Below are 25,792 nucleotides of genomic sequence, written 5' to 3'. Positions count from 1 at the left end.
CACCCTACGCAATCCGACCGACAAGATCGGTACCGTGGAATTCTTCTATCTCCCTTCGCAATTGGGACTCGGTGCGGCGGAGCGCCGATTTCACGGCGGAATCCACCAAACCGACGCAGAGCCGCCCGGCCAAGCCACGCGGGGGGCTGTACTCCGCCTCGGACGTCAGCACCGACCGCCCGTATCCGAGCGGATCGAAGCGCAGCGTCAGGGTCCCGGACAAACGCCCACGCAGCGTATACCCGATCACCACGTTGCGACGATATTCGGTGACCTCGCATGTCACCGTCGGCCGCCAGACCACCAGCCGGGCGGTGGTCGTGAAGGTCGCGCCGAGGCCGGAGTCCAGTTCGCCGGTCGGCTCGAAGTCGGCGACCGCGAACATCCAGTCCGGTACGAACAGATGGTTGTCCGTGTAGGTGAAGGCGACCTCGACCGGCGCCCCGACGTCACTCGCGTACTTGATGTGGCCCATCAGGCCCTCCCTGTTCCACGACTGGCGTTAAAAGTACTACAGCTCTCCTCTTTATTGGAGGGGTTGCGCGGTATTTGGTGTGCCGGTTTTCCACATGGCTACCGGGCGGTTGCTTGGTTGCTCAGCGCCGATCAGCGGCTTATTAAGACCATTCGGTCTGTTATCGCGACTCAGAGTTGATCGACGATGTACTCCGCGATCGGCATCGCGGAGGTGGCCGCGGGGGACGGCGCGTTGAGCACGTGCACCGAGCGCGGCGTGCGTTCGATCATGAAGTCGTGCACCAGGGTCCCGTCGCGCAGCACCGCTTGCGCGCGGATGCCCGCCTCCCGCGGCTGGAGGTCGGCCAGGGTCAGTTCGGGGCAGTAGCGCCGGCACTCGGCCAGATATCCGCGCTTGAACAGGGAGTTGCGCAGTTCGCGCAGACCGGTCCGCACGTTCGCCGCGGCCACCCGGTGCACGCCGGGAAAACCGAGGATCGCCCGCGCGTCCTTGGCATCGAAACTGCCTTTGCGATAACCCTCCCTGGCCAGCCCGAGGACCGCGTTCGGTCCGACGGTCAGCGTGCCGTCGATGGTCGGGCTCAGGTGCACGCCGAGGAACGGCAGCGTGGGATCGGGGATCGGATAGATCAGCGTGCGCACCAGCCCGGCCCGTTCCGGCGGCAGCTGGTAGTACTCGCCGCGGAACGGGACGATCCGGAAGTCGTTGCGCAGTCCGGCCATTCGGGCCAGCCGATCGGCCTGCAAGCCCGCGCACGCGACCAGCGTGCGGGCCGTCCACGACCCGGACGGTCCGGTAGCGGTGACCGCCGCTTCGGTCTCGGCGAGCGCGGTGATCTCGGCGCCGAAGACCAATTGCCCACCCGCCGAACGCACCTCGCCGGCCAGCGCGGTGGTGATCGCGGTGTAGTCGACGATGCCGGTGTCCGGCACGAACAACGCGCCGACGCCGGTCACCTTCGGTTCGCGCCGACGCAGTTCGGCGGCGTCGAGCAACTCCACCGCGACGCCGTTGCTGACCGATCGCTCGTGCAACGCCAGCATCCTGGTGTGCTCGGCCGCGTCGGTGGCGACGAGCAGCTTGCCGCACACCTCGTAGGGAATCCCCTGCGCCGCAGCGAATTTCTTGGTCCAGCTCGCGCCGCGACGGCACAGCCGCGCCTTCAGGCTGTCCGGCGGGTAGTAGATGCCCGAATGGATGACGCCGCTGTTGTGCCCGGTCTGGTGGGTGGCCAGCGCGTTCGCCTTCTCCAGCAGCACGAGGGTCGCGCCGGGATGGCGGTGCAGGATTCGATGGGCCGTCGCCACGCCGACGATGCCACCGCCGATCACGCAGAAGTCGTACGTACTGTTCGGCATAGGAGAACAGTAGGCCGAGAGTTACACCGCCACCGTGGGTTTCGGGGCGCTGTGCGGGCTCGCGGCCTCCGGGTCGGTCACGGTCGGCGCGGGTGCGGCGACCGACACGCTGGTCTCCGGCGCGGGTTTCGGGTTCGGCGCGGGGTGCCGGTTGAGTCGCAGGTCGTGCTCGCCGAGCGACGGATCGGTCAGCATCAGCACCACTTCCCCGGTGCGCGTGTCGAATTCGGTGCGCAGCTGGGTCACGTTCGCGTGCTCGTCCGCCGCGCCGGACGGCTGATGTCCGATCAGTGCGGTCAAGGCGTTGGTGCCGACGGTGATCGCGATCGTGCCGGTGCGCACGGTGCCCACCTGCGCGTCGACGTAGGCGTCGCCGAGATGGAGTTTCCCGCCGACGGTGCTCGGCTGCGCCACGACCATCGAATCAAAGTGCGGAGCAACCGCTTTCGCGGGCGCGGCGACCGGCTCTTGCGGATGCCGGGTGAATACCGCGGGCAGTTCGAAGCTGCCGCCGGTCAGCACCGTCTCCGTCCAGCCGTGCTCGCTCGTCGATTCCTCGACCGACTGCGCGGGCGGCGCGGCGGCCTCGACCGGCCGGTTGAGCTCGGCCATCTGATGCACAACATAGGCGCCCGCGACCACGGTGAGGCTGAGACTGGTGGCGCCCGCGAGGACGATCGCGGCGTGCTTGGCGATCTGGACGTGCTTGTTTCTGCTCACGATGCGTTCCTTCCCGTGCCCCTGCTCCCCTGGCAAGCGCGGCCCGCATCGTCGAAAGCCGTACAGTTGTCCAGGTTACGGCGTGGCCGTAGCGGGTATCGCGTCGGGGAGATCAGAATCACAGTCCACGCGGATCCGGCCGACGAACGGCTATCGAATCCGCGGGGTCGTTTATGTTTCCAGCACCTCATGGGCGGGTAAATATTCTTCTAGCTGGCGAGCGTCATCCTCGATTGCCACATCGAGACACCCGGCCAACGGCGTCCGGCCGACACGAACGGCGCACCCAAGTGTGGCGCTCGCCCGCTCCCGAATCTTTGGATCGGGTCGGGTGGGCGACGGCCGGATGAACGCATCCGGCCGTCGCTGCCTGTTCAGGCGAACTGTCCAGCCGTCCGGCCGGATCCCGTCGGTCCCGCGAAAGCCTGTGCCAGCGTGAGCCATTGCGCCGCGTCCGGGCCGGCCGACTCGATCGCGAGATCGTCCGGGTGGCGACGCTGGGTCACCAGCAGGCAGAAATCCACGGCGGGCCCGGTCACGCGCTGCTCGGCGTCCTCGGGTCCCCAGGACCAGATCGTGCCGTCGGGCGCGGTGAGTTCGACCCGGAATTCGGCCGCGGGCGGCGTCAACCCGTGCACGGTGTAGGCGAAGTTCCTGGTCCGCACGCCGATGTGGGCCACGGTGCGCAGCCGCGCGGTGGGGGTGCGGGTGATGCCGAGGGTGTCGGCCACGTCTTGGCCGTGCGCCCAGGTTTCCATGATCCGGGCGGTGATCATCGAGGCCGCGCTCATCGGCGGGCCGAACCAGGGCAGCTTGGCGCCCGCGGGCACCGCGCGCAGCGCGTCGACGAGGGACTTGCGACCCCGGTGCCACCGGTCGAGCAGCTCGGCGGGCGGCGCGGTCGCGGCCTCCTCGGCGGCGTCGTCGACGAAGGTGAAGGCCTTGGGCCCGGCCTCGGTCACCAGCTTCTGGAAGCCCTCGGCATCGGCGGAGGCGACCGTCGCGATCTCGTCGGTCCAGGCCAGATGGCCGATCTGATGGGCGATGGTCCAGCCGGCCGCGGGGGTCGGCAGCGACCAGTCGGCCGCGTCGAGCGGGGCGACGATGCGTTCCAGATCCGCGCACTCCTCGGCGAAATCGTCGAGCAGCGCTTCGAGGTCAGCCATAGTTCCCCTGCCGATCAGTCGAACGCACACCACCGCGTGTGCCGTCGCGGTTCAGCATCGCAGCGGCCGGAGAAAAATGCAAGCACGCGTGCTTGTATTTGCGCCGACCGCCCAGCCGGGCCGATTACCAGCCGAAAATGATCAGGTGCGAGGCGCCGACCGCCAGCCCGAGCACCGCGCCGTGCAGGTAGAGCAGCCACGCGTCCTGCTCGACCGAGGCATAGAACATCTCCATGAACTCCCCCGGCGTCAGCTGCCGCAGCTTGCGCGCCGCGAACACATCGATGGTCTTGGCCTGCTCCAGGATGAATTCCTCGTCCTCGGCCAGGCTCGGCGCGAGCCCGACCGCGGCCCCGGCCGCACCGGCCTTGAGGTTGTCGAACTGGCGACGGCCCAGCGCCGCGCGGACGAACGAGGTGGTCGGGCCGAGCTGCCGGTGGATCTCGTCGGAGACCAGCCGTTCCAGCAACTGCCGGGTCTTGTCGCCATTGGGCCCGTCGAGCAGTTCCCTGGACAGGTTCGGCAGCGTGAGCACCTGGTAGGCCAGGATGTTCGCGAGATCGGTGGCCGCCTGCGGCTGCCGTTTGGCCAGCAGCGCCTGCTTCCACAGGTACTTGTACCGTGGCTGCGGATCGCCCGGCTCGAACACCATCTTCACCGCGATCACATTGACGATCACGCCGATCGCCGCCGAGGCGAGCAGCACGATCACCCAGCCCGGCACCCAGCCGAACACCGGAATGTGCTGGTGCACATGCATATACAGCGCGAGCAGCAGACCGAACGGCGCGCCCAGCAGGCCGATCCGGACCATGAAGCGCAGCTCCGGCGCGGCGATCGTGGTGGTCAGGTCCTTGAGAATCCCCGGGTTGTCCTGCAGATACCGGATGACGAAGCTCTTGATGTCGATGAGCTGATCGACATTGTCGCCGAGCGACTCGAACGCCCGCCGCGACAGCGCCGGCATTTCGCGATCCACCCGCTGATAGATGATCTGCTTGGCCGCGCGCGGCACCGTGCGCCACAGGTCCGGGTTCTCCCGGTTCATCAGCTCGTCCACCAGCGGCTGCACCTGTTTGCGCGCCAGCACCGCGACGTAATCCGCGATCCCGTCCAGGTCGAGTTCGTGGATGAAGTCGCGCGGACTGCCGATCCGCATCAGCGCTTTGTCCACGCAGATGCTGGCCATCTTCTCGGCTCGCGCCGGGATGAACCCCTGGAAGCCCAGCTGCTGGCCGTCCCCGGAGAACGTCGGCAGCACCTGCACCCGTCGCGGGAAATACGGATACAGCAGATACAGCCCTGGGATCCGGAATCCGCGAAATCGCTCCGGCCAGAACAACATCAGCACGCCGGTCCAGTTGGTCAGCCACCCGGCCAGCGCGCTGAAGATCGGAAACGTGATCAGGTCCACCACGAACTTGGACTGACCGGTGAGATCTTCCCAATCGATGAACACGCCGCCGGCGAGCGAACTCATCGATGGATCTCCCTAGGACGAACCGGCGGAACCGCCGGTATGAGGTATCAAGGCCCCAACATTGTCATTGCGTTGGAGCGAGTGTCAACGCGCCGGTGTCCTGGACCCAGTCGAGCAGAACGCGCTGCCGCTGGATCTGCTGTCGGCGGTTGTGCTGACCGCTCATCCGGTCGGCCTGCCGGGCGCGGCGCCGGCTGCGCTGCGAGATCAGCGTGCTCAGCTCTCCGGCCGGCGCGATCCCGCGCGTGACCGCCCAGCTGACCACCGCGCGGAACCATTGCCGTTCGGTGTGCACCACCCAGGTGTAGACGACGGCGAAGATCAGGAGGTACAGAACCGTCCTGGCGACGATCGATCCGATCGGAATGTTCGCCGGGCTCGGCGCGTCCCAGCCGAAATGCAGTGCGGCACCGAGCAAATAGAACAGCACGAAGACCTGCGCGCGCCGCCCGGCCGACCAGTCCGAGCGCGCCACCGCCAGCACGATGCCGATGCCGGCCAGCGCCGTGAGCATCCAGTGCGAGGTGATGCCGGTGAGCAGTCGCACGATGCCGACGACGATCGCGGTCGCCGGATTGTCCTGCGCGGACAGCAATCCGGCGTTGGCCGAGTAGGTGATGTTCTCCACCACCTGGAATCCGAGCCCGGTGCAACCGCCGAGCAGCAGTCCGTGCATCGGCCGGTTGACCATCGGACGCGCGAGCCACGCGACCGCGAACACCCCGACCCCCTTGACCGCCTCCTCGACGATCGCCGCGGAAATCGGCGCCTGCCAGTCGATGGCGAACGCGTCACCGGCCAGGTTCTGGATGATGCGCATGTTGTGGTCGTTGGCGAACATCGCGATGCCCGGCCCGGCCAGCGCACCCCAGAGGAATCCCATGAGCAGCGGCGTCCGGATCCGCTTTCGCGCCCGCAGCCGATCCAAATGCATTACCAGCCAACCGAATACGAGCAGCGTCGCGAGGGTGAACGGCAGGCCGGCCAGGATGTCGCGCCAGGTCAGCGCGGCGACCGGGGCCAGCTGGAGGATCAGCGCGGCTAGGCCGAGGAACGCGATCAGGCAGTACGTCCAGAACAGCGCCGACTTCGGCTGGAACCAGCTCATCGGCGCACCGTCAGCGTCTCCAGCACCGGCGTCAGCTCGGGCAATGTGGCGTCGTCACCGATCAGCGCCAGGGTGACCGCGAGTTTCTCGTTGCCCACGATCGCGCACACGCCGGCCCGGTCGGTGCCGCGGCAGGTCCGTCCGCTGAACCCGTTCGGCGTCTTGATCTCCCCGTCGAAGTCCGCGTCGAAACCCTGCACGCCGAGTACTTTCAGCCGCCACGCGGCCGCGTCGTCGAAGTTCGTGACGCCGTCGATCACGCTGACCGCGAGCCGCGACCCGTCCGGGGCGACCAGCACGGCGGTCGTCTGATCCCCCGTCGGTCTGCGCTGCCAGCCATCGACCCCGCCGAAGCTCACCGTATCGGGCTCCTCCCCCGGCGCGGTCACCTCGATCCGCGTGTCCGGCGCGACCGCCGTCTCTCGGGTCGGCACCAGCGCGGCAAGCACCGACGGGACCGCGATCAGCGCCGCGATCACCGCGAGCACCAGCCCGGCCGGTTTCCAGTCGGGGCCGGTGCGGGTCGGCCGACTCATTCGGATGCTCCCCTCGGCGATCTACCTGCGAGCTACCGAGAAACTGCCACCGACCAGCGGTGCAGCCCGCTCAACGATATGCCGATCGCCCTCGTTTACCCGGGAACACGCCCGTCGCCCCGGCCCTGTCGCCCCGCACGCGGCGGACCGTAAACAATCCGTAAACCGGTTCCCGCACAGTAAGGACACACCAGAACGGCGGGCCCGGAACCGGATTCGCCCCGCGAAAGGAACCCCCATGCGCAAGCTCAAGCTCCAGGTCCAAACCACCGTCGACGGCTACATGGCCGGCCCGAACGGCGAAATGGACTGGATGACCTTCCCCTGGACCGACGACGTCGGCGCCTACATCGCCACCGTGATGGAATCCGTCGACACCATCCTGCTCGGCCGCAACCTCGCCGAAGGCTTCATCCCCACCTGGGCCGCCCGCACCGAGGCCGACGGCGAAGACCAGGCCACCATCGACTGGATGAACAACACCCCCAAGGTCGTCGTCTCCTCCACCCTCACCACCTCCCCCTGGCCCAACACCACCATCGCGAACGGCGACCTCACCACCTTCATCACCGACCTGAAGTCCCAGCCCGGCGGCGACCTCATCGTCTACGGCGGCGCCACCCTCGTCTCCTCTCTCATCGCCGCCCAACTCATCGACGAACTCCACCTCTTCATCAACCCCACCGCCATAGGCACCGGCCTCCCCGTCTTCCCCACCACCTACCAACCCCTCCACACAGTCGCCGCAACCCCCTTCACCTGCGGCATAACCGCCCTCCACTACGCCCCCAAGACCTCCTGACCTCGGGTCGAGCGGATGTCCGGCCGGCGGCGCACTGCCGCTCAGTGACCTATTGCAGCCATGATTTGTGGGTTGGGTACGAGTCGAAATCGTCGGGCCAGTTGTTCGATGTCGGACCAACGGCATTCGCCATTGGCGACGCGCGCGGCGTAGGCCTGGAGTTCGGGTGAGGCGATCGGCGTTGCGGCGAGGTTCGACATGAATTCTTCGTCGACGACCGCCGGTTCGTTGAGTAATGCCTCGATGTCGGTGTGCTCGAGCCGGATCCGGGCGGTATCCAGGTCGGGTTCGCGATTGCTGGACCAGTTCGGATTCACGCGTTGTCCCAGGGCTGGGTGCCCGAACCGACCTCGTAGTCGGTCTTCGGCCGGTCGAGGGTGTGATTGAGCTGCGCGATCTCCGCCACATCCTTGGCGATAACCGCTTTCTTGGTCGCGTCGTCGATCGCACACAATGTCCGACCCTGCCCTTGGCATAGGTCTGGCAGCCCGGTTACGGTCGCGCTTCTTCGCCCACAGCGAACGCGGGGAGGTATCCGGAACAAAGGGGATGGGGGTGGGGTTGAGTTGGTATCGCTCAACTTTTGGAAGGGTCGAACACGTGACTACACCACAGAACCTGCCGGTGCTGTTCCTGACCGATCCGATCGTGCTGCCGGGCATGGTCGTGCCCATCGAACTGGACGAATCGGCGCAGGCTGCCATCGATGCCGCGCGCGCGGCCAAGACCGACGCGGTGCTGCTGGCGCCGCGGCTGACCGAGGGCTACGCCTCCTACGGCGTGGTCGCCACCATCGAACAGGTCGGCCGGATGCGCGGCGGCGCGCCGGCGGCCGTGCTGAAGGCCGAGCGGCGCGCCAAGATCGGGCACGGGGTGACCGGGCCCGGGGCCGCGCTGTGGGTCGAGGCCGAGCCGGTCGAGATCCCGACGCCGGACGGCCGGACGAAAGAGCTGGCCGCCGAATACAAGAAGCTGGTCGTCTCGGTGTTGCAGCGCCGCGAGGCCTGGCAGATCATCGACGCGGTCAATCAGCTGACCGATCCGTCGGCGATCGCCGACACCGCGGGTTACGCGCCGTACCTGACCGACGAGCAGAAGCGCGAACTGCTGGAAACCCCCGACGTCACCCAGCGGCTGAACACGCTGATCGAGTGGACCAAGGACCACATCGCCGAGGCCGAGGTCACCGAGAAGATCAGTGACGACGTGCGCGAGGGCCTGGAGAAGAGCCAGCGCGAGTTCCTGCTGCGCCAGCAGCTCAACGCCATCCGCAAGGAGCTCGGCGAGGACGAACCGGACGGCGCCGACGATTATCGCACCCGGGTCGAACAGGCCGACCTGCCCGACAATGTGCGCGCCGAGGCGCTGCGCGAGGTCGGCAGGCTGGAGCGGGCCAGCGATCAGAGCCCGGAAACCGGGTGGATCCGGACCTGGCTCGACACCGTGCTCGAGCTGCCGTGGACGGTGAAAACCACGGACAGCACCGATGTTTCGGCCGCCCGCGCGGTACTGGACGCCGATCACCACGGCCTGGACGAGGTCAAGGACCGCATGGTCGAGTACTTGGCCGTGCGTTCCCGGCGGGCCTCGCGCGGACTCGAGGTCGTCGGCGGCCGCGGCTCCGGCGCGGTGCTCGCGCTGGTCGGCCCGCCCGGTGTCGGCAAGACCTCGCTCGGTGAATCCGTGGCTCGGGCCATGGGCCGCAAGTTCGTTCGCGTCGCCCTCGGCGGCGTGCGCGACGAGGCGGAGATCCGCGGGCACCGGCGCACCTACGTCGGCGCGCTGCCCGGCCGCATCGTCCGCGCGATCAAGGAGGCGGGTTCGCTGAATCCCGTTGTCCTGCTGGACGAGATCGACAAGGTCGGCTCGGACTTCCGGGGTGACCCGGCGGCCGCGCTGCTCGAGGTGCTGGATCCGGCGCAGAACCACACGTTCCGCGATCACTACCTGGACCTGGATCTGGACCTGTCCGACGTGCTGTTCATCGCGACCGCCAATGTCATGGACACCATCCCCGGCCCGCTGCTGGACCGGATGGAACTGATCACCGTGGACGGCTACACCGAGGACGACAAGGTCGGCATCGCCCGCGACTTCCTGGTGCCCCGGCAGCTGGAACGCAACGCGCTGACCACCGACGAGGTGACCATCACCGACGCGGCCCTGCGCGAGATCGCCGCCAACTACACCCGGGAAGCCGGCGTGCGGCAGATGGAGCGCTTGATCGCGAAGGCGTTGCGCAAGGCCGCGACTCGACTGTCCGAGGATGGACTCAGTACTGCTCCAACCGATCTCGGCTACGAGGCCGAGCTGGGTTACGACGGACTGGTGAAATCCGCAGGCGGCGAGCAGAAGTCGCTGATCATCGACCTGGGTGAGCTGAAGGACTACCTGGGCCGTCCCCGCTTCACCCCCGACTCGGTGGAACGCACCGCGGTCCCGGGTGTGGCGACCGGACTGGCGGTCACCGGCCTCGGCGGCGACGTCCTCTACATCGAGGCCAACGTCGCGGAGGGCGAGCGTTCGCTGACCCTGACCGGTCAGCTCGGCGACGTGATGAAGGAGTCCGCGCAGATCGCGCTGACCTACGTGCGCTCGCACCTGGAGGAGATCGGCATCGAACCGTCGGTGCTGGATCGCAACATCCACGTGCACTTCCCGGCGGGCGCGGTCCCGAAGGACGGACCGTCGGCGGGCGTCACCATGGTCACCGCCCTGGTGTCGCTGGCCCTGGGCCGGCAGGTGCGCGCGGACGTGGGCATGACCGGCGAGGTCACGCTGAACGGACGGGTGCTGCCGATCGGCGGCGTCAAGCAGAAGCTGCTCGCCGCTCAGCGGGCCGGCCTGAAGACGGTGTTCATCCCGGCCCGCAACGAGCCGGACCTGGACGACGTCCCCGCCGAAGTGCTTGCCGCACTGGATGTCCGCCCCGTCGGCGACGTGGCCGACATCCTGGCCTACGCCATCGAGCCGGTCGCCGAACCGGCCCTGGACGGACGGACCTTCGCGGCCACCGCCTGACGTGGGTGAACGGGCCGGGCACCGGATGGTGCCCGGCCCGTTCTCGTGTAATCGGCACGCAAGGGTGGTGCAAGCGGGTGGGCGGAGCATCGGGGCATGACTTCGACGCAGCAAGTGCCCGTGCTCATCGTCGGCGGCGGCCTGGTCGGTCTGTCCGCCGCGCTCTTCCTCGAGTATCACGGGGTGCCGTTCGTGCTCGTGGAGAAGCGGACGGGTGCGTCGGTGCTGCCGCGGTCGCGCGGCGTGCATATCCGGACGGTCGAGCTGTTCCGGCAGATCGGCATCGACAAGCGGGTACAGCAGGTGGCGGCGAGCGCGTTGAAGGCGGGGCAGTTCGGTGGCGCCCGCCGCGGCGCCACGCTGATGACGTCCGAGCCGCTCGACCTCACCCATTTGCGGCAGAGCTTGGCCGATCGCGAGCCGAGCCCGTCCAGCTTCTGTTTCCTGCCGCAGGTGCAGCTCGAGCCGCTGCTGGCCGGCCTGGCCCGCGAACGCGGAGGTGACCTGCGCTTCGGGGTCGAGCTGGCCGAATTCGCGGCGGACCGTGGCGGGGTCACCGCGACCGTGCGCGATCAGGCGGGTGACGTCTCGTTCATTCGGGCCGATTATCTGATCGCCGCCGACGGCGCGGGCAGCCCGATCCGGCGGGAGCTCGGGATCACCGGCTGGGAACTGCCGCCGACCCACCACTGCATCAACGTCTTTGTGCGGACGGACCTCACCGAGGTGCTGGACGGCAGAACCTTCAGCCAGTGCGAAATCGCCAACAACTCGGTGCGTGGCTTGGTGCTGACCAAGAACAACACCGACGAATGGTCGTTCCATCTCGAATACGATGCCGAGCGGGAAAGTCCCGCCGACTACCCCGTGGCTCGCTGCGTCGAGCTGGTCCGGGCGGCCATCGGCGTGCCGGACATCGACGTCGAGGTATTGGCGAAGTCCGCCTGGGACACCGGTGTGTTCGTCGCGGACGAATACCGCCGCGGCCGGATCTTCCTGGCCGGCGATGCCGCGCACCGCCACGCACCGTGGGGCGGTTTCGGCGCCAACACCGGAATCGCGGACGCGCACAACCTGATTTGGAAACTGGCGTCGGTGCTGTCCGGCACGGCTGGACCCGAACTGCTCGACACCTACCTGCCGGAGCGCAGGCCGCGCGCGATCGTCGCCGCCGAACAGGCCCGCCTCGGCACCGATTTCAACACTCGCTACGGCGTCGAGACCCCGGATAACGCCGCCGATCGCGCCCGGCAACTGCCCCATGACACGGTGATGACCCGATACCGATACTCCTCCACCGCAATCCTCGGCGGCGGCAGCCCGGGTTCGCCGCACGTCGACGAACTGACCGGCCAGCTCGGCACCCGGGTCCCGCACGTGTGGATCGATCAGTCGCAGCAGATCTCGACCCTCGACCTGAACGGTCCCGGCTTCGCCCTGCTGGTCACCGGCACCTCGGCCGCCTGGCGCGACGCGGTCGCCGAAGCGCAGTGGGAGACCGGAATCGACATCATCGTGCACGCCCTGCCGATGGCCGAATGGGCAACGCGCACCGGGCTGCCCGAGGGCGGCGCCCTGCTGGTCCGCCCGGACGGAATCGTCGCGGGCCGCTCCGACGAGGACCTCTACCCGAGCACCCTCACCGCGGCGCTGCGCCACCTCGTCGGCGACTCTTCCAGCGGCACAAACATTCTCGACGAGACCACGACCGCGGCGGCCACCTGGTAACCGAACCCGGGCCGGACAACCCCGCTGTGCCCGGCCCGAAACGGTAACGCGGACAACCGATCACGCGTGCCCGGCCAGCTCCCGCTCGACGCTGCGCGCCGTCCCCTGCGCGACCGCGCACAGCACACTCTCGCCATCGGCATCCTCGGTATAGATCTCGCACTGCACCACGGCCTGCCGGCGGGTGGCGCCGGTGACGGTGGCCACGGCCCGCAACCGAATTCCCTTGGCGGGGCGCAGATATGTGATGGTGAAGCCGCCGGTCAGCACGTTCGCGCCGAGCGCGGTGCCCGCGGCGAAGGTGAGCGCGTTGTCGGCCGCGTAGGACAGCACACCGCCGTGCACGAAGCCGAACTGCTGGCCCAGTTCGGGACGGATCGGAATCACCAGGGTGACTGTGCCGTCCCCGAATTCGGCGATCTCGGTGCCGACCAGCTCGGCGAACGGTTGTGCGGCCAGGACCTGCTTGGCGAGGTCGATATCGATGATCATCAGCTTGTTCCCAGGGTCAGCCACGCCGCGTCGGCGAGTTCGTCGGCGATGTCGGTCGGCGCGGCAACCATGTTGCCGCCCAGCCAATGTCGGGCGTATTCCTGCGCCGGGCCGAGCCACAGCGCGTAGACGAGATCGAGCGAAAGATCGCGCACCGCACCGTATCCGGCGTGGGTGCGCCACCAGCGGGCGACGTTGCGCAGGAACTCGCGATTGCTGTCGCTCTCGCGTACCCCCGGCGGCCGCGCGGACAGCAGAACCTTTGCCCGGTACTGATTGTCGGCGACCCAGCGCAGGTGTTCGCGCACCCCCGCCGTGACCCCTTCCCTGGCATCGGAACTGTCGCCGACCGCCGACCAGAAATGCTGCTGATAGTCGGCCAGCGCGTTCGCCCACACCTGCCGGTACAGATCCGCCTTGTCCGGAAAGTGGTGATAGAGCGCGCCGACGCTGGCCCCGGCGGCCTCGCGGATCTGCGCCAGCGTCGCGTCCAGCGCCCCCCGCTCCGCGAACTGCCGCTCGGCCGCCAGCAGCAACCGATCTCGAATCTTCACAGACAGAATTTAATTCTGTTTTACGGACAACGCAATAGCCGACGCCGCCGTCCTCGGCCGATCGGGGCGGAGTTCCCGCTTCCTGTCACACCGGTGCGGTAAGACGGTGATATGGCCAGATGGCTGTTGCATGTCGATCTCGATCAGTTCCAGGCGGCGGTGGAGTTCCGCCGCCACCCGGAGCTGCGCGGCCTGCCGGTCATCGTCGGCGGCAACGGTGATCCGGCCGAGCCGCGCAAGGTGGTCACCTGCGCGTCCTATCCGGCGCGCGCGTTCGGCGTGCGGGCCGGGATGGCGCTGCGCAGCGCCCAGCGCAAATGCCCCGAGGGCGTGTTCCTGCCCCTGGACATGGTCAGTTACGAGGAGGCCTCGGACGAGGTCATGTCGCTGCTGCGCACCTTCCCCGGCCGGGTCGAGGTGTGGGGCTGGGACGAGGCGTTCCTCGCCACCGACACCGACGATCCGGAAGCGCTGGCCGGCGAAATCCGCGCCGCGATAGCACAATTGGAACTGTCCTGTTCGATCGGCATCGGCGACAACAAGCTCACCGCCAAACTCGCCACCGGCATCGCCAAATCGACCGGCAAGTCCGATGCCGGACCGGCTGACGACGCGGGCGCGGCCACCGGCGTCTTCCGGCTGACCGCCGCGAACTGGACCGAGGTGATGGCGCACCGTCCGACAAATGCGTTGTGGGGCATCGGAAGCCGGATCGCCACCCGCCTGGCCGACCTCGGCATCAGCACCGTCGCCGACCTGATGGCCGCGGACCGGCAGCGGCTCGCCGCCGAATTCGGCCCGAACACCGGCCCCTACCTCTGGGTCCTCGGCCACGGCAAGGGCGACACCGACGTCACCACCGAACCGCGAGTCCCGTTGGGCCGCAGCAAATCCGAGACCTTCCCGCACGACCTCACCGACCCCGCCGAGATCCGCGCCCAGGTGGCCCGCCTGGCCACCGAGGTGACCGAGGAAATGGCCGAGGTGGGCCGGGTCGGCACCCGGGTCTCGGTGACCGTGCGGACCAATACCTTCTACACCCGCAGCAAGCAGGAAAAACTGCCCGCGCCGACCATCGACCCCGCCGAGATCACCGAGGCCGCGCTGCGCATCATCGACCGCTTCACCCTGGACCGCCCGATCCGCCTGCTCGGCGTCCGCCTCGAACTGGTCCCGGAGTAGCCCGGCCGCGCGTGCTGCGCGGTCTGGGACAGACGCTCGTATGCTCGTCGCATGGAGTTCTGGGCGATGGTGGCGCATGAATCGGACAGCGGGATCGTTCTGACCAAGCAGGAGGTCGGGGACGATTTCCTCGGGCCTGGTGAGGTGACCATCAAGGTGCACTTCTCCAGCGCGAACTACAAGGACGGGCTGGCGATCACCCCCGGCGGCGGGGTGGTGCGGAAGTATCCGATCGTGCCCGGCATCGACATCACCGGCGAGGTGGTCTCCTCCGAGGACGACGACTTCACCCCCGGCGACCTGGTGGTCGCGCACGGCTACGACATCGGCGTCTCGCACAACGGCGGGTTCGCCGAATACGCCAGGGTGCCCGCCGACTGGGTGGTGAAGCTGGACGGCCTGAGCCCCAGGGACGCCGCCGCGCTCGGCACCGCGGGCTTCACCGCCGGCTTGAGCGTGCAGTCGCTGCTCGACCGCGGCATCACCCCGGAGACGGGCGCGGTGCTGGTCACCGGCGCGACCGGCGGCGTCGGCAGCGTGAGCATCGACATCCTGTCCGGCCTCGGCTTCGAGATCATCGCCTCCACCGGCAAGACCGACGCGAGCGATCTGCTCGGCGAACTCGGCGCCAACGAGATCATCGGCCGGCTGCCCGAGGACCCCGACGCCAAGCCGCGGCCGTTGAACAAGGCCCGCTGGGCCGCCGCGATCGACAGCGTCGGCGGCAAGTCGCTCGCCTACATCCTCAGCGCCATCGGATACGGCGGTGCGGTCGCGGTCAGCGGCCTGACCGGCGGTTCCGGCCTGCCGACCACCGTGTTGCCGTTCATCCTGCGCGGGGTGGACCTGCTCGGCATCGATTCGGTGTTCGTGCCGATCGAGAAGCGCCGCGAGCTGTGGACCCGGCTGGCCAACGAGCTGCGCCCGCAGCATCTTTCGGCACTGACCCAGTTCGCCTCGATCACTGATGCGGAGAAGGTGCTGCATTCCATCCAGGGCGGCACGCACACCGGGCGTACGGTCTTCAACGTCCTCGGCGAATTCTGAACGGGCAGAACTAATTCCATAGACCGAAGGACCGGTCCGATCAGCGATCGGGCCGGTCCTTCGGTATTCGGTTGTCCTAGTCGACGAGGGCCGCCGCTTCGACTGCCGGCGCGGTCTTGGCGTTGCGCATGACGAACAGGGCGACGATCGCCCCGGCCAGGATTCCGGCGCCACCCGCGAGGAAGCTGACCGACATGGCGTTGGTGAACGCCTCCCGCGCGGTGCCGAGCAGCGCGGTGTCCCCGGTCTGTGCCGCCAGCGCCAGCGCGTCGCCGATCGAATGCCGCGCCGCCGCGGGAGCCGAGTCCGGCATGCCGCTGGTGAAGGTGCTGGACAGGATGCTGCCGAGCACCGCGATGCCCAGCGCGGCGCCGGCCTGCTGGATGGTGTCGTTCAGCGCGGACCCGACGCCCGCCTGCTCCGGCGGCACCGCCCCCATCAGCGCGGCGATGGCGGCCGGCTGCGCGAGCCCGGCCCCGGCGCCGAGCACCACCAGCGCGCCGGCCAGCACCCCGAATCCGCTGTCCGCGGACAGACCGGCCAGCAGCCCGAGCCCGGCGGTCGAGACGAGCATGCCGGTCACCGCCAGCGTGCGGTTGCCGACCTTGTTGCCCAGACCCGCCCCGAGCCCGTTGAACACGATGGACGCGGCCATCATCGGGATGAACGCCAGCCCCGCCTCGGTCGGCGAGTAGCCGAGCACGAATTGCAGATACTGGGTAAGCACCAGCAGCAGACCACCGTTGGCCACCTGGACCAGCGTCAGCGACAGGCTGCCGCCGGCGAAGTCACGGTTGCGGAACAGCTCCAGCGGCACCATCGGATGCTCGACGCGCTTCTCCCACACCAGGAATGCCACCAGACTGGCAACCGCGACCACCAGCGTGCCCACCGTCGACGCGTGATCGAAACCGCCCTCGGGGAATTCGATGATGGTCCATACCAGCGCGGTCATCCCGATCATGGACAGCACCGCGCCGGGCACATCCGGCTCGGTCCACGGCCCCTTCGATTCCGGCATCAACACCAGCGCCGCGATGATCGCGACCGCGGCGACCGGGATATTGATCAAAAACGCGGCACCCCACCAGAAGTGCGCGATCAGCACCCCGCCGAGCACCGGTCCGCCGACCAGGCCGAGCACCGACGCGGCGCTCCAGAAGCTCATCGCCTTGCGCCGCTCCTCGGCGTCGAACACGGTGATCAGGATCGACAGCGTGCTCGGCAGTACCAGCGCGCCGCCGATGCCCATCACGGTGCGGGCCACGATCAGCTCGACCGGGCTCGACGCCAGAGTGGCCCCGAGTGACGCGACCCCGAACAGGGCGAGCCCGATGAGCATCACCCGGCGCCGGCCGAACCGGTCGGCCAGGCTGCCCGAGGTGAGCAGCAGACCCGCGAAAACGAGGATGTAGGAGTCCAGGATCCACTGGATGTCCTGGGCGCTCGCGTGCAGATCCGCGGCCAGCGCCGGCACCGCGACGGCCAGCACGAAATTGTCGATGACCAGGACCAGCGTGCTGAGGCACAGCACGATCAGAATCCACCAGCGCTTCGGGTTGCGGGTGTCCATCGCGTCCATCGGTAACTCTCTTCTCACGGTGTTGCGTACGTCGTTCTGCTATTGCGAACAATGTACGCATCATTTCTATGTGTTCGCAAGTGCGAACATCGTGCGCTACTGTGGGTGGCAACCGAAGGGAGTCGACGTGGCCGTCGAAAAGCAGGTCGGATCGGTGTGGACGCGTCCGCGCAAAGGCCGGGAGCAGCCCGCGCTGACCAGGGAGCAGATCGTCGCCGAGGCGGTCGCGCTGCTGGACGCGGAGGGTATGGAGGCGCTCACCATGCGCCAGCTGGGCGCCCGGCTCAATGCCGGCGCGACCTCCCTCTACCGGCACGTGGCCAACCGCGACGAGCTCATCGAGCTGGTCGTCGACGAGGTCTACGGCGAGATCCGGGTGCCCGAGATCGCCGACCCGGCGGCCTGGCGCACGGCCACCGCGGACTGCGCGGAAAGCCTGCGCGCGATGATCACGCGGCATCCATGGATGGCCTCGACCCTCGGCCAGGTCGGGCTGTCCTACCTGGGCCCGAACGTCATGCGGCTCAACGACGGCCTGGTGGGACTGTTCGAGGCCGGCGGCTTTCCGGCGGCGGAGACGAGCGACGCGATCAGTGCCGTGATGAGTTACGTCGTCGGGATGGGCATCGCCGAGGCGGCCTGGCTGGCGCTGCTCGCCCGGTCAGGGCAGACCGAGCAGGAGTTCGTCGCGCAACTGCGGCCTGCCGCCGAGGAGGCCGCCAAGGACTATCCCCGGTTCCAGCAGGACGAGGACTGGGATACCGACCCGGTCGAGCGGCGCGACCGGAAGTTCCGCTACGGCCTGGACCGCGTGCTGGACGGGCTCGGCGCGCGCCTGGGCTGAGGCTTCAGTGCCAGGTGTGATCGGTGATCGGGGTGCGCGGGCCGAACTTCGGCTTGAACGCCTGCCCGCTGACCTCCAGCAGGCGCACCGCCCGATAGCGGTGCGGCCGAAGGGGTTCCAGGTATTCGACCATCGTGTCGTCGTCGATCGCGTGGCCGAGCAGGGTCCAGCCGATCATCGGCGCGAGGTTGTAGTCGCCGACCGAGAGCGCGTCCGCGTCGCCGAACGCGCGCTGCGCGGTCTCGGCGGCGGTCCACACGCTGATCCCCGGGATCGATCGGAGCCTGCGGGCGGCCTCGGCGGGGTCGACGCCCGCCGCGCGTTCCAGCGAACTCGCCACCCTGGCGGCCCGCACGATCGTCTGCGCCCGCTGCGGAGTGACATTCGCGCGATGGAACGCCCAGGACGGCACCCGCCGCCAGGTGTCGGCCTCGGGCGGCAGCCGCAGGCTCTCCGGCCCCGGTCCCGGCGCGGGATCGCCGAACTGCCGCACCAGCTTTCGCCAGGAATCGCGGGCCGAGATGTTGTGCACCTTCTGCTCCATGATCGCCGGGACCAGCGCCTCGAAGACCAGGCCGGTGCGCAGCATGCGCAATCCGGGGAAGCGCCGATGCGCCTCGATGAGCTTCGGGTGGTCCGGGACGAAGCCGTGCACGTCCTCGTCCAGGCACAGCATGTGGTCGAGCCCGTCCAGGAATTCCTCGGCGCCCGGACCCCAGGCCTTGCCTTGCACCGCGGCCGGTCCGGACTGGGTGAGCCGATAGGTGACCGGGCCCGAGGTCATGCGGGAGGCGTGCCAGTGCGCGCCGTCGCGGGTCATGTGGTGGCACGGATCGCCGGCGCCGCGGCGCAGCGGGGCGATGGTGGCGGCCAGGTCGATCGGGCGGTCGGACGTCACGGTCCTGGCCAGACCGGTGGGGTCTCCTACCGGTTCGACCGTCGCGTTACGCATCGGTCCATTCTGCCCGATCGCGTATCCCTGAATGTGCGTCAGGCCACGGTCGATCGAGAAACTACTCGCGCGCAACGCAATTCGGCGCTATTCGATACCGGATATGCATGACCGCAGGTCTCCGATATTTTGTAACGCGAAGAATGGATGTGGCGATATTCGTTCCGATCGGCAAACAGCTGGCAGTCGCCACATGGAGGTATCGAATGATCACCAACTTGCTCAACTGGTTGCTCACCGCCTGGGGCGGTGTTTCCGCAGGCAGTTCGGGTTATCAGATTCCGCCCGGCACCCTGCCGTTCGGCAGCTGACCCGTATCGCGCACTCGCCGCGATAATCGTCCGGCGAGCGCGCGAAAGTCTCACTGCTCCAGCAGAAACTGGGCCAGATGGCGGCCTTGGCGTCCGGTCAGTTGCGCGGCCTGGGTCCGGCAGGAGAAGCCGTCCGCGAGCAAGATCGTTTCTTGGTCGGCGGTACGCAGCGCGGGGAGCAGGCCGTTCTCGGCCACCGCGACCGAAATGTCGTAATGGTCACGCTGCATTCCGAAGTTTCCCGCGAGGCCGCAGCATCCGGTGATTTCTGTCACATTGATTCCCATTGTGGCTAATAACTGGCGATCTGCGTCGAATCCCATAATCGCGTGCTGGTGACAATGCGGTTGCACCACAACTGTCCGGCCCTGCGATTGTGGCGGCCGCCAGTTCACCTGTCCGGCCAAGAACTCGGCGAGCGTGCGCACGGCCTGGGCCGTCGCCGTCGCGCGCGGGTCCTCCGGTAGCAATTCGGGCAGGTCCGAGCGCAACACCGCGGTGCACGACGGTTCCAGCCCGAGCACGATGCCGCCGCCGCGTACATGCTCATCGAGTGCGTCCAGCGTGGCGCGCAGACGGGCGCGTGCGCCGTCCAGCTGACCGGTGCTGATCCAGGTGAGCCCGCAGCACACGCGCCGAGCCGGAATGCGCACCCGGTAGCCGAGCGACTGCACCAATCGCGCTGCCGCCAGGGCGATCTCGGGATCGAAGGCGTCGGTGAAGGTGTCGACCCACAGCATCACCTCGGGGCGGTCCGCGCCGGCTTCGACCGCGGCGGTCGGGGTATCCACCGAATCGAGTCCTGGTACCGCGGGCGGGACGACTCCGCCGAGGTCACGCCACATCCGGCGGAAACTCCGGTCGGCCAGTCGCGGTACTTCGCGGCGCGGATCAATGCCCGCCGCGCGCAACCCGATTCGGCGCAGCACCGCGTTGTCCGCCAGCCGGTTGGCCGCGCGCGGCACGCGGGTCGCCAAGGCCAGCCAGCGCGGCAGCCAGCCGAGGGAGTAGTGGTCGACCGGTCGCGGCCGGTGCCGGTATCGGCGGTACAGCGCCTCGGCCCTGTAGGCCGCCACGTCGACGCCCGCCGGGCAGTCCGAGCGACAGGCCTTGCAGGACAGGCACAGATCCAGCGACTCGGCGACCGCGTCGGACGACCACGGCAGCGCGCCGCGCACCACCTCCTGCAACACCCTGGCCCGGCCGCGGGTGCTGTCCTTCTCGTCCTTGGTGGCCAGATAGGACGGGCACATGAACCCACCGGCGGCGCGGGTATCGGCCCGGCACTTGCCGACGCCGACGCAGCGATGCACCGCGGTACTCAGATCGCCGTGGTCGTGCGGGAACGCGAAGCCGCCCGAGGCGGGCAGCAGCGGCAGCCCGACCAGTCGCAGGTCGGCGTCGATCGGTCGCGGGTCGACGAGCACTCCCGGGTTGAGTACGTCGCCGGGATCGAAAAGCGCCTTGTACCCGGCGAATATGTCGAGCACCCGGCGGGAGTACATGAGCGAGAGCAACTCCGAGCGGGCCCGCCCGTCACCGTGTTCGCCGGACAGCGAACCGCCGTGCCGGACAACCAGTCCGGCCGCGTCGAACAGAAATCGCCGGAAGCGTCGCGGCGCGTCGGCGATCGGGAGATCCAGCCGCACATGAATGCACCCGTCGCCGATATGGCCGTACAGCAGGCCGTCCACACCGTGCTCCGCCGTCAGGTCCGCGAAATCACGCAGGTAGGCGCCGAGCCGTTCCGGCGGCACCGCCGCGTCCTCCCAGCCGGGCCAGGCCGGCTGCCCGTCCGGAGTGCGGCCGGCCAGGCCCGCACCGTCCGCGCGGATGTGCCAGAGTGCCGCCGCCGCAGCGGGATCCGTGACGATCCGGGAGTCGAGCGCGTCGACGGACCGGCGTAACTGCTCGGCGATGGCCACCGCCTCCGCGGGTGTGTCACCCGACGTTTCCACGAACAACCACCCGCCCCCGCGCGGCAGTTCCGCAACGGTGCCGCGATGGGCCCGGACCGCGTCGACCAACCGCGCATCGATCCCCTCGACCGCGGTCGGCCGGCACGCCATCACCGCGGCGACATTGTCTGCGGCGGTGGCGATATCGGGGTAACCGAGCACGGTCAACACCGCGGCCTTCGGCAGCGCGACCAGCTCGACCGTCGCGTCGAGCAGCAACCCGCAGGTCCCCTCGGACCCGACGAAGGCCTTGGCCACCGCCGAACCGCGTTCGGGCAGTAGATGTTCGAGCCCATAACCGGAGGCTTGGCGTTCGAAGCGCCCCAAATCCGTGCGCAGCACCGCAAGATTCGCCGCGGTGAACTCGGCGAGCCCCGGCAGCACCGTCAGATCGTTCGCCAGCGTCCGCTCGACCCCGTTCCCGTCGAGAATCCGCAGTTCGCGCACCGTATCCGAGGTACGTCCCCAGGCCACCGCGCGGGGCCCGCAGGCATTGTTGCCGATCATCCCGCCCAGCGTGCACCGGTTCTGGGTGGACGGATCCGGCCCGAACCGCAGCCCGTGCGGCCGCGCGGCGCGCTGCAATTCCGACAGCACGACACCGGGCTGCACCTTCGCCACCCGCGCCTGTGGGTCAACCTCCACGATCCGATTCATATGCCTGCTGAAATCCAGCACCAGGCCCGGCCCGATCGCATTGCCCGCCACCGAGGTCCCGCCGCCGCGCGCGGTCACCGAGAGCCCGTTGTCCTTGGCGACCTCCAGCGTGACGGCTACATCCTCGTCCGACCGGGGAAACACCACAGCCCGCGGCAGCACCCGATAATTGGAGGCGTCCGACGAATACTCCGCCCGCCGCCGTTCGGACGCGTCGACCACACCGTCGAGCCTGCCGCCCAGCGCCTCCACCACCCGGTCCTTGGTCACCCGGCCAGCCTAGGCGCGGGCATCGAATTTTCGCTGAGCGCGGAATCCGGCTGCGGCGGATGGACTTGCTCTCAACCTTTGTTGAGGTCTTAGTGTCGGTGCCGAGGGCTTTGATGGTGGGGAGCGAGAGGGAGAAGAACGTGAGCGAGCGACAGCGAGCGAACCAAAGACACAGCGTGCTGATGCTCGCGACGGAGCCGAGCGTTAGCGAGGCGCAGTCGTGAGTATCGAATCGGTGGCCTGGAGCCAGATGTACCGGCGGGCCAACGCGCCACAGGAGCAGCGGCAGTTCAGCCTGGCCACCGCGCGGCGCATTCTCCGATTCGCCGCGCCACACCGGCGCCGGATCGGCGTGTTCCTCCTGTTCAGCGTCCTGTCGGCGCTGCTGGCCGTCGCCACGCCGGTGCTGGCCGGCCGGGTGGTCAACAACATCGTCGGCGGGGCCGCGCCGCGGGTCGTGGTCGACCTGGCCCTGCTCATCGCCGTTCTGGCGATCTTCGATGCCGCCTTCGGTTTGGTCATCCGCTGGCTGTCCTCGCGCATCGGCGAGGGCCTGATCCTCGATCTGCGCACCGCGGTCTTCGATCACGTGCAGAAGATGCCGATCGCCTTCTTCACCCGCACCCGGACCGGCGCGCTGGTCAGCCGGTTGAACAACGACGTGATCGGCGCGCAGCGCGCGTTCAGCGACACTCTGTCCGGCGTGGTCGCCAACCTGGTCACCCTCGCGCTCACGCTCGGCGTGATGCTCAGCATCTCCTGGCAGATCACCCTGATCGCCCTGGTCCTGCTGCCGGTGTTCGTGCTGCCCGCCCGGCGGATGGGCAACCGGCTGGCCGACATGCAGCGCGAGGCGGCCAAGTTGAACGCCGCCATGAGCACCCAGATGACCGAGCGGTTCTCCGCGCCGGGCGCGACGCTGGTCAAACTGTTCGGCCGTCCGCAGCAGGAATCCAGCGAATTCGAGCTGCGCGCCCGCCGAGTGCGCGACATCGGCGTGCGGACCTCGATGCTGCAGACCATCTTCGTCACCTCGCTCACCCTGGTCTCGGCGCTGGCGGTCGCCCTGGTCTACGGCCTCGGCGGCTGGTACGCGCTGCGCGGTCAGCTGGACGCGGGCGCCGTGGTCGCCCTCTCGTTGCTGCTGACCAGGCTCTACACCCCGCTGACCGCGCTGGCCAGCGCCCGGATGGAGATCATGGCCGCGCTGGTGAGCTTCGAGCGGGTCTTCGAGGTGCTCGACGTCAAGCCGCTGATCGAGGACGCGCCCGGCGCGGCGGCCGTGCCGGACGGACCGGTCGCGGTCGAACTGGACGGCGTGACCTTCGGCTACCCGTCCGCGGACAAGGTGTCGCTGGCCTCGCTGGAGGACGTCGCGACCCTGGACACCCGCGGCGGCGTCGACGTGCTGCACGACGTGTCGCTGCGCGCCGAGCCCGGACAGCTCATCGCGCTGGTCGGTTCCTCGGGCGCCGGCAAATCCACCGTCGCCCAGCTGGTTTCCCGGCTCTACGACGTGGACGGCGGCACGGTGCGGCTGAACGGCACCGACGTGCGCGACCTGACCAGCCAGTCGATCCGGGACACCGTCGGCCTGGTCACCCAGGACGGGCACCTGTTCCACGACACCATCCGCGCGAACCTGCTGCTCGCCCGCCCCGAGGCGCAGGAGGCGGATCTGTGGGACGCGTTGCAGCGCGCCCGGTTACGCGGCCTGGTCGAATCGCTGTCGGACGGCCTGGACACCGTGGTCGGCGAACGCGGCTACCGCCTCTCCGGCGGCGAACGCCAGCGCCTCACCATCGCCCGCCTGCTGCTCAAGCAGCCGCGCGTGGTCATCCTCGACGAGGCCACCGCCTCGCTCGACTCGACCTCGGAAGCCGCGGTCCAGGAGGCACTTTCGGAGGCGCTGGAAGGCCGGACCGCCCTGGTGATCGCGCACCGGCTGTCCACCATCCGCGCGGCCGATCAGATCCTGGTCATGGAGGACGGCCGAATCATCGAGCGCGGCACGCACACTCAGCTGCTGGCCGAAGAGGGGCGCTACGCGGAGCTGTACCGCACCCAGTTCGCCGACGAACCGGCGACGGCAGCCGCCTGAGCTGGGTCTCGTCTTGTTCGCCCGCGCCCGGCCAGATTCTGGTCGGGCGCGGACGGGTGTATGCGGACAGCAGGGGCGCTTCCGCGAATTCGAAAATCGCATGGTGTCACCGATCCCGACACACCAAATAGCAATACATTGAGCTGCGGCCCCAGCTGATCCGCCCCGCGTATGTTCTTTCTGCGGTCGACGACCACGCATGCGGAACGAAAGGACGGAAATGGCGGTCCACCAGCCGAAAACGGCCGACGTCGTGATTATCGGCGGCGGCATTATCGGCATATCGACCGCGTTTCAACTGGCCAGACGAGGCCTCCGCGATGTGGTCGTAGTCGAGCGGCAACACCTCGGCGCCGGCGCCACCGGAAAATCGGGCGCACTGGTTCGCTGCCACTATACGAATGTGCCCGAGGCCCGGCTCGCTCTGGAAAGCCTGCGCATCTTCCGCGAATGGGACGACGAGGTCGGCGCGGGCTCGCCCGGCTTCGATCCGGTCGGCTTCCTGCGCCTCGTCGCGCCCCGCGACGAGGCCCGCCTGCGCGCGAATGTCGCTGCGCTACAGGCGATCGGCGTCGAGACGAGCGTCGTCACCGCGGACGAGGCGCACGCGATCGAACCGCTGATCCGCACCGACGATCTCACCGTCGCCGCCTTCGAACCGGGTTCGGGCACCGCCGACCCCAACGGCGCGCTCTACGGATTCGCCACGGCGGCAACGGCGCTCGGCGTGCTCATCCTGACCGAGACGACCGCGACGGAGATCGTGACCCGAGGCGACCGCGTCGTAGGTGTGCACACCGAAGCGGGCCGCATCGCCACGGAGACAGTCGTGCTCGCCGCGGGCGCGCGCTCCGACCAGCTCCTGCACCCGCTCGGCCTCGACCTCGGCCTGACGCCGACGCGCACCCAGGTGGTGATCTTCCGCTGGCCGCCGACCGTCGATCTCGGCCGCAGGCATCGCGTCGTCATCGATTCGATCCGCGGCTCCTGGTTCCGGCCCGAGGGCGATGCCGGGACCCTGGTCGGCCTCGGCGTGGCGGCCCGCCCGGCCAGCCCGGACGACGCCGACGAAACCATCGATGCGGCTGCGGTCGGCCGTGCCAGATCGGCTATGGCACACCGCTTCCCGGGCTTCGCCGCGGCGACTATGCGCGGCGGCTGGGCGGGCGCCTACATGTACAGCGCGGACGGCCACCCCATCATCGATCAGATACCTGCCGTCCCTGGTCTCTGGGTGATGACCGGCGACAGCGGCACCTCGTTCAAAACCGCCCCCGCGATCGGCATCTGCCTGGCCGAATGGATCACCGAGGGAACGCCGAAGCTGGTCGACCTCACAGCCTTCCGGTCGACCCGATTCGCCGAGGGCCGACCTTGGGTCGATGACGCCCCATACGCCAGACCCGATAAACTAACTGTTCAGCGCTGACAATTGATTCGCCGCG

23 protein-coding genes are annotated in these 25,792 nt (G+C 68.6%); 8 read left to right on the top strand and 15 right to left on the bottom strand.

Annotated features, from left to right (window positions below; translation table 11 throughout):
• Nucleotides 1–4 precede the first annotated feature (4 nt).
• The 7 genes from F3087_RS04340 to F3087_RS04310 form a co-directional block, all read right to left on the bottom strand.
• On the bottom strand, nt 5–475 hold the full coding sequence (locus tag F3087_RS04340; RefSeq protein ID WP_150400421.1) for an SRPBCC family protein: 471 nt from the start codon (nt 473–475) through the stop codon (nt 5–7).
• Nucleotides 476–645: 170 nt separating this feature from the next.
• The gene (gene lhgO / locus F3087_RS04335; RefSeq protein WP_150400420.1) at nt 646–1,836 is read right to left on the bottom strand and encodes an L-2-hydroxyglutarate oxidase; all 1,191 of its coding nucleotides are present in this window, start codon (nt 1,834–1,836) and stop codon (nt 646–648) included.
• A 21-nt stretch (nt 1,837–1,857) separates the two neighbouring features.
• Complete coding sequence (locus F3087_RS04330; protein ID WP_150400419.1) at nt 1,858–2,556, bottom strand: hypothetical protein; 699 nt, start codon at nt 2,554–2,556, stop codon at nt 1,858–1,860.
• Between the two features lie 374 nt (nt 2,557–2,930).
• On the bottom strand, nt 2,931–3,722 hold the full coding sequence (locus F3087_RS04325; protein ID WP_150400418.1) for a TIGR03084 family metal-binding protein: 792 nt from the start codon (nt 3,720–3,722) through the stop codon (nt 2,931–2,933).
• A gap of 124 nt (nt 3,723–3,846) precedes the next feature.
• Nucleotides 3,847–5,202, bottom strand: coding sequence for a hypothetical protein (locus F3087_RS04320; protein ID WP_150400417.1), 1,356 nt, complete (start codon nt 5,200–5,202; stop codon nt 3,847–3,849).
• Nucleotides 5,203–5,266: 64 nt separating this feature from the next.
• Nucleotides 5,267–6,310, bottom strand: a complete 1,044-nt coding sequence (locus F3087_RS04315) for a PrsW family intramembrane metalloprotease (protein ID WP_150400416.1) — start codon at nt 6,308–6,310, stop codon at nt 5,267–5,269.
• A complete protein-coding gene (locus F3087_RS04310; RefSeq protein WP_150400415.1) occupies nt 6,307–6,846 on the bottom strand; it encodes a hypothetical protein in 540 nt (179 codons plus the stop codon). The genes F3087_RS04315 and F3087_RS04310 overlap by 4 nt, the downstream gene beginning before the upstream one ends.
• 238 nt (nt 6,847–7,084) lie before the next feature.
• Here F3087_RS04310 and F3087_RS04305 point away from each other — a divergent pair, with 238 nt between their 5' ends.
• The gene (locus tag F3087_RS04305; RefSeq protein WP_150400414.1) at nt 7,085–7,648 is read left to right on the top strand and encodes a dihydrofolate reductase family protein; all 564 of its coding nucleotides are present in this window, start codon (nt 7,085–7,087) and stop codon (nt 7,646–7,648) included.
• A gap of 41 nt (nt 7,649–7,689) precedes the next feature.
• Here F3087_RS04305 and F3087_RS04300 read toward each other — a convergent pair whose 3' ends face one another.
• Together F3087_RS04300 and F3087_RS45810 are read right to left on the bottom strand one after the other, a co-directional pair.
• Nucleotides 7,690–7,965, bottom strand: coding sequence for a hypothetical protein (locus F3087_RS04300; protein ID WP_150400413.1), 276 nt, complete (start codon nt 7,963–7,965; stop codon nt 7,690–7,692).
• On the bottom strand, nt 7,962–8,102 hold the full coding sequence (locus tag F3087_RS45810) for a hypothetical protein (RefSeq protein ID WP_191093760.1): 141 nt from the start codon (nt 8,100–8,102) through the stop codon (nt 7,962–7,964). The genes F3087_RS04300 and F3087_RS45810 overlap by 4 nt, the downstream gene beginning before the upstream one ends.
• 206 nt (nt 8,103–8,308) lie before the next feature.
• Here F3087_RS45810 and lon point away from each other — a divergent pair, with 206 nt between their 5' ends.
• Nucleotides 8,309–10,669, top strand: a complete 2,361-nt coding sequence (gene lon / locus F3087_RS04295; protein ID WP_263407197.1) for an endopeptidase La — start codon at nt 8,309–8,311, stop codon at nt 10,667–10,669.
• Nucleotides 10,670–10,765: 96 nt separating this feature from the next.
• Nucleotides 10,766–12,397, top strand: coding sequence for an FAD-dependent monooxygenase (locus F3087_RS04290; protein ID WP_150400412.1), 1,632 nt, complete (start codon nt 10,766–10,768; stop codon nt 12,395–12,397).
• Nucleotides 12,398–12,457: 60 nt separating this feature from the next.
• Here F3087_RS04290 and F3087_RS04285 read toward each other — a convergent pair whose 3' ends face one another.
• On the bottom strand, nt 12,458–12,889 hold the full coding sequence (locus F3087_RS04285) for a PaaI family thioesterase (protein WP_150400411.1): 432 nt from the start codon (nt 12,887–12,889) through the stop codon (nt 12,458–12,460).
• Complete coding sequence (locus F3087_RS04280) at nt 12,889–13,443, bottom strand: TetR/AcrR family transcriptional regulator (protein WP_150400410.1); 555 nt, start codon at nt 13,441–13,443, stop codon at nt 12,889–12,891. Before F3087_RS04280 ends, F3087_RS04285 begins: the two co-directional genes overlap by 1 nt.
• A 111-nt stretch (nt 13,444–13,554) precedes the next feature.
• On the opposite strand from F3087_RS04280, the gene F3087_RS04275 reads away from it, so the two are divergent.
• Together F3087_RS04275 and F3087_RS04270 are read left to right on the top strand one after the other, a co-directional pair.
• Complete coding sequence (locus F3087_RS04275) at nt 13,555–14,625, top strand: DNA polymerase IV (protein ID WP_150400409.1); 1,071 nt, start codon at nt 13,555–13,557, stop codon at nt 14,623–14,625.
• A 51-nt stretch (nt 14,626–14,676) separates the two neighbouring features.
• Complete coding sequence (locus F3087_RS04270) at nt 14,677–15,672, top strand: oxidoreductase (RefSeq protein WP_150400408.1); 996 nt, start codon at nt 14,677–14,679, stop codon at nt 15,670–15,672.
• A 76-nt stretch (nt 15,673–15,748) separates the two neighbouring features.
• Here F3087_RS04270 and F3087_RS04265 read toward each other — a convergent pair whose 3' ends face one another.
• Nucleotides 15,749–17,254 carry an MFS transporter gene (locus tag F3087_RS04265; protein ID WP_150400407.1) on the bottom strand — a complete coding sequence of 502 codons (1,506 nt, stop codon included), beginning with the start codon at nt 17,252–17,254 and terminating at the stop codon, nt 15,749–15,751.
• Nucleotides 17,255–17,381: 127 nt separating this feature from the next.
• On the opposite strand from F3087_RS04265, the gene F3087_RS04260 reads away from it, so the two are divergent.
• A complete protein-coding gene (locus F3087_RS04260; protein WP_223884810.1) occupies nt 17,382–18,098 on the top strand; it encodes a TetR/AcrR family transcriptional regulator in 717 nt (238 codons plus the stop codon).
• Nucleotides 18,099–18,102: 4 nt separating this feature from the next.
• On the opposite strand, the gene F3087_RS04255 is transcribed toward F3087_RS04260, so the two are convergent.
• Nucleotides 18,103–19,050, bottom strand: a complete 948-nt coding sequence (locus F3087_RS04255; RefSeq protein ID WP_150400405.1) for a DNA-3-methyladenine glycosylase family protein — start codon at nt 19,048–19,050, stop codon at nt 18,103–18,105.
• Between the two features lie 361 nt (nt 19,051–19,411).
• Nucleotides 19,412–22,246: an FAD-binding and (Fe-S)-binding domain-containing protein gene (locus F3087_RS04250; protein WP_150400404.1), complete on the bottom strand. Its 2,835-nt coding sequence runs from the start codon at nt 22,244–22,246 to the stop codon at nt 19,412–19,414.
• A gap of 220 nt (nt 22,247–22,466) precedes the next feature.
• On the opposite strand from F3087_RS04250, the gene F3087_RS04245 reads away from it, so the two are divergent.
• Nucleotides 22,467–24,347: an ABC transporter ATP-binding protein gene (locus tag F3087_RS04245; RefSeq protein WP_191093759.1), complete on the top strand. Its 1,881-nt coding sequence runs from the start codon at nt 22,467–22,469 to the stop codon at nt 24,345–24,347.
• A gap of 106 nt (nt 24,348–24,453) precedes the next feature.
• Here the strand turns inward: F3087_RS04245 and F3087_RS46420 are convergent, their stop codons facing one another.
• Nucleotides 24,454–24,741, bottom strand: a complete 288-nt coding sequence (locus F3087_RS46420) for a hypothetical protein (protein ID WP_223884881.1) — start codon at nt 24,739–24,741, stop codon at nt 24,454–24,456.
• On the opposite strand from F3087_RS46420, the gene F3087_RS04240 reads away from it, so the two are divergent.
• Nucleotides 24,622–25,776, top strand: a complete 1,155-nt coding sequence (locus tag F3087_RS04240) for an NAD(P)/FAD-dependent oxidoreductase (protein WP_223884867.1) — start codon at nt 24,622–24,624, stop codon at nt 25,774–25,776. The genes F3087_RS46420 and F3087_RS04240 overlap by 120 nt on opposite strands.
• The last annotated feature ends 16 nt before the right edge of the window (nt 25,777–25,792 follow it).

The sequence above is a fragment of the Nocardia colli genome, assembly GCF_008704205.1.
GTDB classification, from domain to species: Bacteria; Actinomycetota; Actinomycetes; order Mycobacteriales; family Mycobacteriaceae; genus Nocardia; species Nocardia colli.
This window is presented reverse-complemented; position numbering and strand designations above follow the sequence as displayed.